A 13011-nucleotide genomic window follows, 5' to 3' on the forward strand; every position below is an offset into this window, starting at 1 on the left:
GCGGCGTTGACAGTCCCCGAGGGGCATGGTATCCGGGAAACGCCCCGCGGGGAGGCGGGGGCAGCGCATGGCGCGCGCCAAAATCCTGATCGTGGACGACGAGCGATTCTTCGCCGAGCTCCTCACGGAGTGCCTGGGGGATCTCGATGCCGAGCTCCTGTACGCCCGGGACGGGGTGACCGCGCTCCGGCGGGCGCAGGAGCACGCCCCCGACCTCATCCTCCTGGACCTGGTGATGCCGGATCAGGACGGGTTCGAGGTGGCCAAGGCCCTGAAGCAGCAGGCCGAGACCCGCGACATCCCCATCATCTTCCTGACGGGGGACAGCCGAGCCGAGCGCCGGGTCGAGGGGCTCGAGATGGGGGCGGAGGATTACATCACGAAACCCTTCCATCCCCCCGAGGTGGTGGCGCGGGTGAAGAAGGCCCTTCGCGCCGCGGCCCGGAGCAAGGGGTTCAGCGGCCGACTGGCGGACCTGAGTCTGCCCAGCATCGTCCAGTTCCTGGAGCTGGAGCAGAAGAGCGGGACCCTGGAGATCTTCACCAAGGCCCGGCGGGGGGTGGTTCAGTTCCGGAGGGGGCGGATCGTCGGCGCGGTCCTGGGCCCGCGCGTGGGGGAGGGCGCCTTCTACCGGCTCCTCGGCTGGACCGAGGGCGTCTTCCAGTTCGAGCCCGGGGATCCACACGTCCCCGCCGGGGCGGCCATCACGGCGAGGAGCCAGGCCCTCCTCCTCGAAGGGGCCCGGCGCTTCGACGAGCTCGGCCGACTTCGGGCGTCCCTGCCCCCCCCGGGGACCCGACTGGTGGTCAGTCCTCGCCTCACGAGCCTGCTCCAAGGCCGCCGGCTCGCGGCGGACCTCGAGCGCCTCCTGGAGCAGTTTACCGGGGCCCGGACCGTGGAAGAGGTGCTGGAGGCGAGCGAGGACGAGCTCAAGGCGGCCGAGCTCATTGCCAAGCTTGTGACGAAGGGCATCCTCACGCCCCTGGCGGCGTGAGGGGGAGGAGGCGGGCATGACGGTCACGGCGGCGGAGCGCTGCATCATCCTGGCAGAGGACGACGAGCTGTTCCGCCGCGCGGTCCGGGAGACCCTGGAGAAGAGCGGACTCGCCGCCCAGGTGGTAACCTGCCGGGACGGGGTGGAGTTCATGGCCGCCGTGGGGGAGCGGCTCGGCCGGCCCGGGGGCGTGGCCCTCGCCGTCCTGGACATCATGATGCCGCACCTGGATGGGATCTCGGCCGCCCGCGCCCTGCGGGGATTGGAGCAGGGCCTGGGGCGGACGGCCCGGATCCCCATCCTCTTCCTTACCGCTGTCCCCCCCAACGACACCCTGACCGCGGCCGTCGAGTACTGCGCCCCGGCGCGCTACCTGCAGAAGGCGAGCGACACGCTGCGGGGGGCCCTGGTGGAGGCGGTCCGGGGGCTCCTCGAGGGGCGGCGGGCCTAAGCGAGACTCCTTAGAAAAAGATCGAGAGCCCGAGGAGGACAAAGCTGATATTCAGTCCGACGTTTGGCGTGTCCGTGTTCGCGTTGGAAACGTGGTAGAGCCTCCACTCAAGGCTCACGGCCAGATTCCGATCGAGGAAGTAACTCACCCCCGGTCCCCCCTGGGGCGTGAAGTTGAATCCGGCCGAGTGTCTCCCTGCGACACCGAAGTTCTCCTCGATGATCCCGGCGCCCAGGCTCACGAAGGGAACCCACCGGGACCCGGTGGCGAAGTGGTAGCGGAAGAGGACGGACAATTCATACCCGGTGCGACGCGTGGGTCTCGTGCTCAGCAGGAACGCCGGTTCGACCAAGAGCTCGAGGTGGCCTTCGAGAAGCCCCTGACCGACCCGATCCGTCAGGAAGAGCCCCCATCGGGGTCGAACCAGGGTGAACTCGAGGTTCTTGATCATGTCGGATTTGCTCGAGCCGCTCGCGTCGATCTCGAATCCATACCCGACGAGGACACCGACCTCCTGTCGCCCCTTCCTGAGGCCCCAGGCTCCGCCGTCCTCTCCCGCGTCCCGCCTCCATCCCCCTGGCTCCTCGCGGTGCTCCTGTGCGCCGACGGGAGCGCATGGGCCGAGGAGCCCGAGCATCCACACGACCGCCACGGCCAGGAGCCTGCCGCTACGGGCGGGCACGCCCATGACCCCGAAATGGTCCCTTCACGGATCGCTGCGGGTGGCGGTGAAGAGAAGGGTGGTCCGGCCGAGCCGGATCTCGTCCAGGTGGGCCAGGTCCGCCTCCTCGACGATGCGCCTGCCGTTCAGGAAGGTCCCGTTGGTGCTCCGGAGGTCCCGGATGGTGTAGCGGTTCCCCTCGACGGTGACGGCGGCGTGGAGGCTGGAGACCTCGGGATCGTTCAGGAGGATGTGGGCATCCCGGCGCCCGATGACCGTCCGCGTCCGGCTGAGGGTGATCCGGGTCCCGGTGTCGGCCCCCTCCAGCACGGTCACGGTGAGCGTCAGGTGGGGGGGGAGCGGTTCTTCGTCGGCCAGCCGGCCCTTGGTGACCAGGGTGTCGGTGAGAGAGGCGGAGATGCCAGCCGCCGGGCGGGCGGCCTTCGAGGCGGGGAGCGGCTTCCCTCCACTCCCCTCGGCACTCGCCTCCAGAGGGAGGATGACGTTGCACTTGGGACACTTCACCCCGTGCCCGACGTCTTTCTCCCGGACCGAGTAGCGGGTCCCGCACTCCGGGCAGCCGATGATGACCTTCGCGCCCCGCTGCACGCTCTGGCGGACCTCCTCCACGCGGTCGAGGGCTCGGCCCACAACCCCCCTAAGGAACCGGGCCCAGAGTCCCCCCTCCCCCGGCGTGGCCATCCCTCCCCCTAGCCCGCGCCGGGCGATCCCCCCCGCGGACTGACCGGCGCGCCGCGGTACTCCGCCGGCAGGCGCTCCAGGGCAGGGGGGACGCCCCGGGGCGAAAGGTAGGTCCAGGGCCCGGTGTAGTCCGCCGCGTAGAACCAGCGCCCCCCGTGCCGGGTGAACCAGAGGCCATTGTAGAAGAAAAGGTCCACCGCCTGCTCCGGGGCGTAGAAGACCTCGGAGCCGGGGATCAGGACCAGGTAGGGAGGGCGCTCGGCCACGATGGGCGGGGGGGATTCGGGGGCCTCCGGGACCGGGGCCGGCGCGTGGGGCCGAGGGGTCGGCGGCGTGGAGCGCGGGGTGACGGGCGCGCCGGGAACGATGTCCGGGGGCCGCGTCACCGGCAGCGGCCGACCGGCGCACGCCGCCAGCAGCAGCGCCCCACAGGTGACCCCCCACCCGCGCATCGGTCCCCTTCCTCACTCGGCCGAGGCCACCAGCCGGTCTCGGCCCTGCGACTTCGCCTGGTACAGGGCGTCGTCCGCCCGGGCGATCAGATCCTCCACGCTACTGACCCGCGGCGCCGGGAAGGCGGCTACGCCGAGGCTGACCGTGATGTGCACCGGCCCGGCATCGCCGCCGAACGCGTGGGCCCGCACCGCCTGCCGGATCCGCTCCGCCTCTACGGCCGCCCCATCCCGGGACGTCATGGGGAGCAGGATGGCGAACTCCTCCCCCCCGTAGCGGGACAGGATATCGGTCCGGCGGATGGAGCTCCGGATGACCTCGGACACCTCGGTGAGGACCTGATCCCCCACCAGGTGGCCGTACCGGTCGTTGACCGGCTTGAACCGGTCGATATCCAGGAAGATGCAGGCCAGGGGGAACTTGTAGCGCCGGGCCCGCTGGAACTCCTCCTCCAGCCGGCGGAAGAAGAACCGGCGGTTGAACACCCCCGTCAGGTCGTCCACCAGCGCGAGGCGCTCCAGGTTCACGTTGGCCAGCTCCAGGCTCTCGAAGAGATGGGCGTTCTGGAGCGACCCGGCGGCGATGTCGGCGATGAGCTGGCAGAGGCGGATCTCGCGGTCGGTGAAGCCCGGCGTGAGGCGGCTGGTTCGGAGGAACAGCGTTCCCACCACGTTTTCCCGCTGGATGATGGGCAGCACCAGGATCGAGACGAACGGGACCCCCTTCAGATTGTCCCGGACCTCGGCCATGAGGGGGTCTTCCTGGATATTCTCCACCACGACCCGCTGCCGCTGCGCCACGGCCATCCGGATCTCGGGGTACTTGCGCAGCGAGATCTTCAGGTTCCGGACGGTCGGGTCATCGTGGGAGGCCACCACGTACGCGGTGTCGTGGGCTTCCCCGATGAGGACCAGGGAGCAACGGTAGGCCTGGACGATCCGCGCCGTCCGGTCCACCAGGATCCCGAAGATCTCGCTCGACTTGAGCGTCGAGGAGACGGCCCGGGAGATCTCGAGGACGGCGGCCATATCCTCCCGGTCCTTGTCAAACTGGCCCAGCAGGTCCCGGGTCCTCAGGTGCGCCCGGACACGCGCCAGGAGCTCCGAGGGGTCCACCGGCTTCGTGAGATAGTCGTCAGCCCCCGCCTCCAGTCCCTCGACCAGATCCGCGGGCTTGTCTTTCGCGGTCACCAGGATGACCGGGATGGGCTGCGTCTTCGGGTCGTCTTTCAGCTTCCGGAGCACCTCGAGACCGCTCAGCCCCGGCATGAGGATGTCCAGGAGAACGAGGGCGGGTGGATCGGCGGCCACCCGCTCCAGCGCAGCGGAGCCGTCCGGCACCGCCTCTGCCGCAAATCCCCGATCGGTCAGGGCGTCCGTGATGATCTGGCGGGCGATCGGCTCGTCGTCCACGACCAGGATGCGGGGGCCGAGCGACCGTGGAGGGGAAGGTGTCTGCTGGGCGGACCCCATGGCGGCTCCCAAGCCTGCATTACCGAGCCCTTGCGCCGGAAACCGGACAAAGAAACGCGGACCCGGTGGCGGTGCAGGAAGCGGGCCAAGGGCAGATCACCCGAAGCCCAGAGGCGGAGAGGAGACTCCTAACCTATTGAAATTCCGGATAGCCGGCCACGGAGGCCCGGCCAGGCCCGCGCTAGGGCGAAGAGGAGCCCATCCGAGTTTGCCGACGCTGAAAACCTTGACCAGCGCCACGAAAGTGAGGCGGCCGCGCTGCTCACGACCCACCTCTTGGCGCGGCAGGGGGAACGTGGTACACGTCGGGGATTCCGACCGGGGGGGTCATGGACTGGGAAGCACGCTATGCGGGGCGGATGGGGCGCGTGGAGCCCTCGCCGATCATGCAGCTCATCCGGGTGCTGGCAGAGCGCCCGGTCATCAATTTCGCCTCGGGCCTCCCGGACCCCGCCGGCTTCCCCGCGAAGGCCTTGGGGGAGGTCGCAGCCGAGGTCCTGGCGGAGGACTGGCGGGGAGGGCTCCAGTACGGCGAGGCGGAGGGGTACCGGCCGCTGCGGGAGTGGGTGGCGGCGGACCTCACGGCCCGGGGAGTCCCGACCGGGGCGGCCCAGGTCCTCATCGTGAGCGGCTCGCAGCAGGGGATCGATTTGGCGGCCCGCGCCCTCCTCCAGGCGGGGGATGTGGTCCTCACCGAGGAGCCCAGCTACCTGGCGGCCCTGCAGGTCTTCGCCTCGTTCGAGGCGACGGCGCGGCCCGTCGCCACGGACGGGGAGGGCCTGGACCCCGAGGCCGCCGCAGCCGCCCTGCGCCGACCCGGGGTGAAGCTCCTGTACACGATGCCGAACCATCAGAACCCCTCCGGCGCCACCCTGGCCCCGGAGCGGCGCCGCGCCCTGCTCCGGGCAGCGCTTGGGGCCGGCGTGCCCGTCCTCGCCGATGAGGCCTACCTGGACCTCCGCTACGATCCCGGGGAGCCGGGCCTCCTGGCGGCAGCGGCCCCGGAGGCGCCGGTCCTCACGCTGGGCACCTTCAGCAAGACCATCGCCCCCGGGCTCCGGGTGGCCTGGATCGCGGGGCCGGCCCCCGTCATCGGGCGCCTGGCCCTCCTGAAGCAGGTCACGGATCTCCACGCCAACTCCCTCACCCAGCGCCTCGTCCACCGCTACCTCAGCGCCGGGCATCTCCCGGCCCAGGTGACGCACCTGCGAGCCGCCTACCGGGCGAAGCGGGATACCTTCCTCCAGGCCCTCACGCGACACCTGGGGGGCCGGGCGACCTGGACGCGCCCCGCCGGCGGGATGTTCCTCCTCCTCCGGCTCTCCCGCGGCCGGTCAGCCACCACCCTCCTTCCCAAGGCCCTTGATGCGGGTGTCGCCTACGTCCCGGGCGCCCCCTTCTTCCCGGCGGGTGGGGGGGAGGAAGCCATGCGGCTGAACTTCGTCAGTCCAGCCCTCGGCGAGATCGACGAGGGCGTGGCGCGGTTGGCGCGCGCGATCGAGGGCTGACCCGGAGCGAGGGTGCCCCGCGAAGGGGATTCTGTTCGAAACTTCGCGGCATTCGAGTATGCTCTAGTATGCTCTAGGGAACCACGCGGCTCAACAGCATGGACGACAGACCCTACTTCGACTGGACGGCACACCTCTTCGACCGGGCCCGGATCGCCCAGAAGCCCGAGGCGCTCCGGGGGATCCGGGTGCTGGACCTGAGCGCGATCATCTTTGGGCCGGCCACCGCCGACTACCTGGGGGAGCTGGGGGCGGAGGTGATCCGGGTCGAGCTGCCGGGCACCGGGGACGTGATGCGGATCGCGGCCCCGGAGGGACAGTTCTGGAAGAACGTCTCTCCCGGGATCTTCGCCCAGAATCACAGCAAGTACCACGTGGGAATCGATCTCCGGAAGCCGGAGGGACAGGACCTGGTCCGCCGACTGGCGGCCAAGAGCGACGTCCTGGTGGAGAACTACCGGGCCGGGACCCTGGAGCGCAAGTGGGGCATCGGCTACCGCCAGCTCCGCGAAATCAACCCGCGCCTGATCTACGTGGCCAACACCGGCTTCGGCCAGTGGGGGCCGTGCGTCAAGCGCGCCTCCTACGACGCGTTAGCCCAGGCCGTGAGCGGATTCAGCGCCGTCTCTGGCTTCCCGGGCCGCCCGCCGCTGAAGATCGGCATCTACATCGGGGATTACTTCGGGGCGTGCCTCTCGGCGCTGGGGGTCCTCGCCGCGCTGCACTTCCGGGACCGGACCGGCCAGGGGCAGTTCCTGGAGGTCGCCCAGTGCGAGGCGCTGATCCGGGCGATGGACTGGACCTGGCTGTACACCGGGCTCACCGGCAAGAACCGGCCGCAGACCGGCAACCGGGACCCCGCCGCCTGCCCCTCGGGCATCTACCCTTGCCGCGACGGCTTCGTGGCCGTGGTGGCAGGGCACGACGAGGCGTTCCGGGGCCTGTGCCGGGCGATGGGGCGGGAGGACCTCCTCGCCGATCCCCGCTTCGCCACCCGGGCGGCCCGGGCGGAGGAGGCGCACGCCGAGGCGCTCGACGAGCAGATCGGCGCCTGGGTGCGGGCGCTGACGCGGGAGGAGGTCGAGGCGTTGGCGCGGCGGAATCACTTTGCCGCCGCCGCCGTCGCCACGGCGCGTGACCACTACGAGGACGCCCACCTGCAGGCACGCGGCTCCGTGTGGGAGATGGAGGATCCCGTGTACGGCACCATGGTGGAGCACGGCCCCGCGCCCAAGCTCTCCGAGACCCCCGCGCGCTACAAGTGGGCGGCCAAGCCGGTCGGCTTCCACAACGAGTACGTCCTGGGGCGCCTTCTGGGACTGGACCCCGAGCAGCTCAAGGAGTTGGAGCGGCGCGGGGTGATCGGCAAGTGGGCCGACCGGCGCGGCCCGAAGCCGCCGGATGACTGGAGCGGCGAGGGGATCCTGGAGTGAGCACCGGATGAGTGAGCGCCCCTGGGAAGACTGGATCCGACAGGAGGAGGACCCGGGCGGCGCCTTCGCCAAGCCCGAGGCGCTGGACGACCTCCTGGTCCTGGACGCGAGTCTCGAGAGCGCGGCTGGAATGGTCTGCACCGCGTTCCTGGCGGAGCTGGGCGCCGAAGTCCTGAAGGTCGAGCCGCCCCGGGGGGATCCTGCCCGCGCCTGGGGGCCGCCGGGGTTCACCCATCAGGGCGAGGGGTTGGCTTATCTCGCGGAGGGGCGGAACAAGTATTACATCACTCTGAACCTGGAGAGGGCGGAGGGACGCGAGCTCTTCCGGCAACTCGCGCGGCGCGCCGATGTGGTGGTCGAAGCGTACCCGCCGGGCCGGATGGACACCTGGGGCATCGGGTACCGCCAGCTGTCGGCGGAGCATCCCGGCCTCATCTACGTCGCCATCTCGGCCCACGGCCAGTTCGGGCCCCGCGCGGCGGACGGCACGCCGGAGCACGACCTCACGAGCCAGGCGGCGTCGGGCCTGACGTTCATCACCGGTGAACCCGCGAGCGCCGACGCCGGGCCAGCCGGGGTCCCGACCAAGGCGGGGCCGTGGCTGGCCGGGTACGCGGGCGGGGCCTGGGCGGCGTTCGGGTTGCTCGGAGCCTTGCACCACAGGCACGCGACCGGGCGGGGCCAGATGGTGGATGTGACCCCGGCGGAAGGGCTGATGCGTTACCTGGAGTACACCCTCCTCTGGTACCACGTGAATGAAAGGATCCGCGAGCGGATCGGCTACTACGATCTGGCCGTCTTCCCGTACACCTTCATCCGCGTGAAGGACGGGTGGGCGTTCATCGCCAGCTACACCGATCTCAACTTCCTGGCGCTCTGCCGCATCATGGGGCGGCCGGAGCTGGCGCAGGATCCGCGCTTCGCCACGACGTCGGCGCGCGTGACGCCGGAGAATGAGCCGGTGCTGCGCGACGCCATCGAGCGCTGGTCGCTCCACCTGACCGCCGATGAGATCCTGGAAAAGGTTCTGGCTGACCCCGGTCCCGGAGTGGTAGTCTTCGGGCGGGTCGAAACGCCGACGGAAGTCCTCTCCCGCGAGAACTGGTGGGCGCGGGGATGCTTCCAGCAGGTCTCCGATCCGATGTACGGCCCCCTGACCCTGCAGATGCCCGTCTGGCGCATGACGGGGACCCCACCCCGCCTGCGTTGGCCCTGCCGTCCGGTGGGGCATCACAACGAGCACGTCTACCTGAAGTACCTCGGCCTCGGCCGGACTCGCCTGCAGGAGTTGCGCGCGCGGGACGTCCTGTAACCCCGCCGCGCCGGCGGGGCCCCCGGGCCGGACGGGAACGCCGGCCCTGACCCGATTCCCCGGAGGGACACGGTGGCCGACCCTGGCACGCGCCCCGAGAGCACCAGGACGATCCTCGAGGAGATCGAGCGCACCCTCAAGCGGCTCGCGAACACGGCCGAGCTCGTGGCCAGACCGGCAGAACCCGAGGTCGGCCTGACCCCCCGGACACTGGTCTACCGGCGGAACAAGTCCCGGCTGTACCACTATCCGCCGCAGGGAGGGTCCCCCCATCCCATCCCCATCCTCTTCGTGCCCAACATCGGGATCAGCCGGCCGTACATCTTCGACCTCGCCCCCGGCAGCAGCTTCATCGAGTACATGATCAACAACGGCTTCAATCTGTACCTCCTCGACTGGGGCGTCTTCGGGGAGGAGGACAACACGCTCCGCGTGGACGACTGCGTCATCGAGATCCTCCCCCGCGTGTTCCAGCGCGTGCTGCGCCACGGCGGCGCCCCGGGCCTCAGCATCGTCGGGTACTGCATGGGGGCCCCGCTCAGCGCCTGTGCCCTCGCCCTGCACGCCGACCAGCCCGTCCGCAACTTCGTGAACATGGCCGGGCCCTTCGACTTCGCCAAGGCCGGCCTCTTCGCGTGCTGGCTGCAGAAGCGGGTCTTCGACGTGGACCGGCTCATCGACACCTACGGGTCCATGCCGGCGGAGATGGTCCGGCTCGGCTTCAAGCTCCTCAAGCCGACCATGGACTTCTCCACCCTGAGCAACCTCTGGTGGAACGCCTGGAACGACCGCTACGTGGCGGGATTCAAGGCCCTGAACAAGTGGGCCAATGACTACGTGCCCCTCCCGGGCGAGTTCTTCCGGCAGTGGGTCAAGGACTTTTATCAGGACAACAAGCTGATCCGGGGAGAACTGACGCTCGGGGGCCGCCGGGTGGACCTGAGCAAGATCCGGTGCCCCCTCCTGGTGGTGGGAGCCCGGGAGGACAACATCTGCCCCCCGGCCTGTGCCCGGGCCCTCATCGAGGCGGCCTCCAGCCAGGACAAGGAGTACGTGGAGCTGACGGGAGGCCACATCTCCCTCGTGGCAGGTCGGCAGGCGGCGAACAACCTCTGGCCTCGGGTGAACCAGTGGCTCGCCCAGCGCTCGCGGCCCTGAGGGGCAGGAGACAGCGATGAGCCCGAACGAAACGCCCGAGGAGATCTACCGGAGGTGGAAGGAGGCCATGGCCAAGGGCGCCGAAAGCTGGGCCCAGATGCTCGGCCAGGGCCAGCGGCCGGACATCTACCAGTTCTGGCGCCCCTTCTTCGACCAGGGCATGGAGGGCTGGTCCAGGCTCCTGACCCAAGGATCGAGCCCGGACCTCCTGCAGGAGTGGAAGAAGTTCCAGGACGAGTGGATCGAAAGCTGGTCCAGGGTCCTGACCCAGGCGATGGGGACCGAGACCTTCGCGGCCGCGCTGGGGAAGCACCTCGACCAGCACCTGAGCGCGGTCGGCCCCGTGCGCAAACAGATGACCGCGGCCACGGAGGAATACCTCCGGGCCCTCAACCTCCCCTCGCGCCGGCAGGTGGCGGATCTGGCCGAGCTGGTCGTGTCCCTGGAGAGCCGGATCGAGGGCCTCGAGGAGAAGATCGAGGCGCTCCTCCATCGCGGGCGCTCGACCGGAGACTGACGGGACCCTTCCTCCCCCCCGACGTTTCCCACCCCTTCAGTCCCGGATCCCCTCCACGCCCTCCCCGTCCCGCACCAGGAAGGTCCCCAGGCAGGTGGCGACGAGGGTCCCCCCTCCGTCCTCGATCCGCCCCTCCCCTGTGGCGATGCGCCGCCCCACCCGGACCGCGCGACCCCGGCAGACGAGATCCGTCCCCCGGCTCGCGGCCAGGAACGCCATGGTGAGGTCCACCGTGACCAGGGTCGTGTGGGCGGGCAGGAGGGAGAAGATGGCGAAGGCGGTCCCGACGTCCCCGAGGGCCATGAGGGCGCCGCCGTGCACCGTCCCGCTCAGATTGCCGAGGGCTTCCCGCCACCTCAGGCGGACCTCGGAGGTCCCCTCGCTGAAGCGGATCACCTCGAGCCCCAGCAGCCGGTAGAAAGGGCAGTCACGGGGGACATTCTCGTGGACCATGCACCCTCCCAGGGACGGGGGATCAGGGCAGGAGCCGGGCCACCGCAGAGGCCGCCTTCAGCCCGCTCCCGGTCAGGGGAACGACGATCCGCTCGCCGGGGCGGCAAAGACCTGCGCGCAATGCCGCGCTGAGGCCGGCGAGAGCGGCGGCGGCCGTCGGCTCCACGAAGAGACCGGTCCGCGCCGCCCCTCGCCACGCCGCCACGATGGCCTCCTCCGACACGGCGACGACCGCCCCTCCGGTCTCCTCGACCGCGCGGCGCATCTGCCGAAGCCGGACGGGGGCCGCGATGGCGATCCCCTCCGCCACCGTCCGCTCGGGCGGCGGCGGCTCCCGCCGGGCCCAGGCGGCCGCCAGCGGGGCGCACCGCTCGGCCTGCACGGCGATCAGGCGCGGGGCCCCCCCCACGTAGCCCCACCGGACCAGGTCCCCGAACCCCCACCAGCTCCCCAGGAGGAGCGTCCCGTGCCCCGCCGGCACAACCAGGACGTCCGGAGCCTGACCCCCGAGCTGCTCCCAGACCTCGTAGGCGAAGGTCCGGGTTCCGGCGAAGAAGGCCGGGTGCCAGACGTGGCTGGCATAGAACGCCGTCGCAGCGGCCTGCTGCGCCGCACTCGCCGCCGCCTCTCGGCCCCCCGGAACCGCCCGCACCGCCGCGCCGTAGGCGCGCGCTTGGGCCAGCTTGTCCGGGGAGGCCTCGGCGGGCACGAAGAGCTCGCAGCCCAGCCCCGCCGCCGCGGCATAGGCGGCCACCGCCGCAGCGGCGTTGCCCGAGGAGTCCTCCACGACTCGCGTGATTCCCAACTGACGCGCCAGGCTGAGCAGGACGGCCGCGCCCCGGTCTTTGAAAGACCCGGTGGGCATCAGGAACTCGAGCTTGCAGAGGATCTCGGTCCCGTCCCACCGGAGGGGAAGGAGCGGGGTCATCCCCTCCCCCAGGCTCACGGCCGCCTCCGGGCCGGGGAGGGGGAAGGCCTCCCAGTAGCGCCAGAGGCCGGGGGGGCGCGCCCCAAGCGCCGCGCGGGGGAAGGGCCGATCCTGCCGGGACTCGAACGGTCCGCCGCACTCGCACCGCCAGGGTCCGTCGGCGTAGGCCGCGACCCGGCCGCAGGCCGCACAGCTCAGGTCACCCATACGGGAGTCGCGCGGGGGCAGGCTCGTAGCGCCGGAGTGTGGGGTCCACCTGGCGCGCCCAGGCCTCGATCCCCCCGCGAAGGTTGACAGCCTTCTGGAACCCGAGGCGCCGCAAGTACTCCACCACCATGGCGCTCCGCTGCCCCACGTGGCAGTAGACCACCACCTCCTCCTCCGGGTCCAGCTCCAGGTAGCGGACCGGGATCTCCCCCATCGGGATGTGGCGCGCCCCTTCGAGGCGGCAGAGGTCCCACTCCCAGGGCTCCCGGACGTCCACCAGGGTCACCGGGTCGCCCGAGGCCATCTTGGCCTTCAGCTCTTCCGTTGTGATCTCCATCGAACCCCCTAACCGGACTCAGGGACCCAGGACCCCGAGACCCCGCGCCAACATGTAGCCCCCCCCGAGCAGGAGGAGGCCCACGAGCGTCCACTTCAGGTGCCGCTCCGGGACGTGAACGACCCCCCAGGCTCCCCCGCGGACCCCGACGATGCCGGCCAGCACCAGAGGGAGGGCGCGGCCGGGCTCGAGGTTGCCGAGCCGATAGTGGGCCAGGGCGCCGGTCAGCGCCGGGGCCAGGATCGCGACCAGGGAGGTCCCTACCGCCACGGGGACCGGGATCCCCATCGCGAGGACCAGGAGGGGAACGAGCAGCCAGCCCCCCCCGAGACCCAGGAGCCCGGAGATGAAGCCGATCCCGACGCCGAGGAGGAGGCCGCGGAGGGCATCTACGCGGAAGACGTGCTCGGTGCCGGCATACCGGC

15 protein-coding genes are annotated in these 13011 nt (G+C 70.8%); 7 read left to right on the forward strand and 8 right to left on the reverse strand.

Annotated elements, in window-relative coordinates; all coding sequences use genetic code 11:
- Positions 1–67 precede the first annotated feature (67 nt).
- Together VGT06_08650 and VGT06_08655 are read left to right on the forward strand one after the other, a co-directional pair.
- Positions 68–994 (forward strand): response regulator, encoded by a 927-nt coding sequence (locus VGT06_08650; GenBank protein HEV8663192.1) that lies wholly within the window; start codon positions 68–70, stop codon positions 992–994.
- 16 nt (positions 995–1010) lie between these two features.
- On the forward strand, positions 1011–1445 hold the full coding sequence (locus VGT06_08655) for a response regulator (GenBank protein HEV8663193.1): 435 nt from the start codon (positions 1011–1013) through the stop codon (positions 1443–1445).
- A 10-nt stretch (positions 1446–1455) separates the two neighbouring features.
- Here VGT06_08655 and VGT06_08660 read toward each other — a convergent pair whose 3' ends face one another.
- Genes VGT06_08660 through VGT06_08675 form a run of 4 tightly spaced genes read right to left on the reverse strand, consistent with a single transcriptional unit; the run spans position 1456 to position 4733 of the window.
- On the reverse strand, positions 1456–2127 hold the full coding sequence (locus VGT06_08660; protein HEV8663194.1) for an acyloxyacyl hydrolase: 672 nt from the start codon (positions 2125–2127) through the stop codon (positions 1456–1458).
- Positions 2128–2151: 24 nt separating this feature from the next.
- Positions 2152–2808: an FHA domain-containing protein gene (locus VGT06_08665; protein HEV8663195.1), complete on the reverse strand. Its 657-nt coding sequence runs from the start codon at positions 2806–2808 to the stop codon at positions 2152–2154.
- Between the two features lie 8 nt (positions 2809–2816).
- Positions 2817–3260 (reverse strand): hypothetical protein, encoded by a 444-nt coding sequence (locus tag VGT06_08670; protein HEV8663196.1) that lies wholly within the window; start codon positions 3258–3260, stop codon positions 2817–2819.
- 12 nt (positions 3261–3272) lie between these two features.
- Positions 3273–4733 (reverse strand): diguanylate cyclase, encoded by a 1461-nt coding sequence (locus tag VGT06_08675; protein HEV8663197.1) that lies wholly within the window; start codon positions 4731–4733, stop codon positions 3273–3275.
- A gap of 329 nt (positions 4734–5062) precedes the next feature.
- On the opposite strand from VGT06_08675, the gene VGT06_08680 reads away from it, so the two are divergent.
- The 5 genes from VGT06_08680 to VGT06_08700 all read left to right on the forward strand — a co-directional run bounded on the left by VGT06_08680 (position 5063) and on the right by VGT06_08700 (position 10661).
- The gene (locus tag VGT06_08680; GenBank protein ID HEV8663198.1) at positions 5063–6241 is read left to right on the forward strand and encodes a PLP-dependent aminotransferase family protein; all 1179 of its coding nucleotides are present in this window, start codon (positions 5063–5065) and stop codon (positions 6239–6241) included.
- A 98-nt stretch (positions 6242–6339) separates the two neighbouring features.
- Positions 6340–7674, forward strand: coding sequence for a CoA transferase (locus VGT06_08685; protein HEV8663199.1), 1335 nt, complete (start codon positions 6340–6342; stop codon positions 7672–7674).
- Between the two features lie 7 nt (positions 7675–7681).
- Complete coding sequence (locus tag VGT06_08690; protein HEV8663200.1) at positions 7682–8986, forward strand: CoA transferase; 1305 nt, start codon at positions 7682–7684, stop codon at positions 8984–8986.
- A gap of 72 nt (positions 8987–9058) precedes the next feature.
- A complete protein-coding gene (locus tag VGT06_08695) occupies positions 9059–10144 on the forward strand; it encodes an alpha/beta fold hydrolase (protein ID HEV8663201.1) in 1086 nt (361 codons plus the stop codon).
- Positions 10145–10160: 16 nt separating this feature from the next.
- Complete coding sequence (locus tag VGT06_08700; GenBank protein HEV8663202.1) at positions 10161–10661, forward strand: poly(R)-hydroxyalkanoic acid synthase subunit PhaE; 501 nt, start codon at positions 10161–10163, stop codon at positions 10659–10661.
- A 36-nt stretch (positions 10662–10697) separates the two neighbouring features.
- Here VGT06_08700 and VGT06_08705 read toward each other — a convergent pair whose 3' ends face one another.
- From VGT06_08705 to VGT06_08720, 4 genes are all read right to left on the reverse strand, one after another.
- Positions 10698–11114, reverse strand: coding sequence for a PaaI family thioesterase (locus VGT06_08705; GenBank protein HEV8663203.1), 417 nt, complete (start codon positions 11112–11114; stop codon positions 10698–10700).
- A gap of 22 nt (positions 11115–11136) precedes the next feature.
- A complete protein-coding gene (locus VGT06_08710; GenBank protein HEV8663204.1) occupies positions 11137–12249 on the reverse strand; it encodes a pyridoxal-phosphate dependent enzyme in 1113 nt (370 codons plus the stop codon).
- Positions 12242–12586 carry a rhodanese-like domain-containing protein gene (locus tag VGT06_08715; protein ID HEV8663205.1) on the reverse strand — a complete coding sequence of 115 codons (345 nt, stop codon included), beginning with the start codon at positions 12584–12586 and terminating at the stop codon, positions 12242–12244. Before VGT06_08715 ends, VGT06_08710 begins: the two co-directional genes overlap by 8 nt.
- 18 nt (positions 12587–12604) lie before the next feature.
- The coding region (locus VGT06_08720; GenBank protein HEV8663206.1) for a sulfite exporter TauE/SafE family protein at positions 12605–13011 on the reverse strand (407 nt) is incomplete at its 5' end.

Source organism: Candidatus Methylomirabilis sp., from assembly GCA_036000645.1.
Taxonomy (GTDB): domain Bacteria; phylum Methylomirabilota; class Methylomirabilia; order Methylomirabilales; family JACPAU01; genus JACPAU01.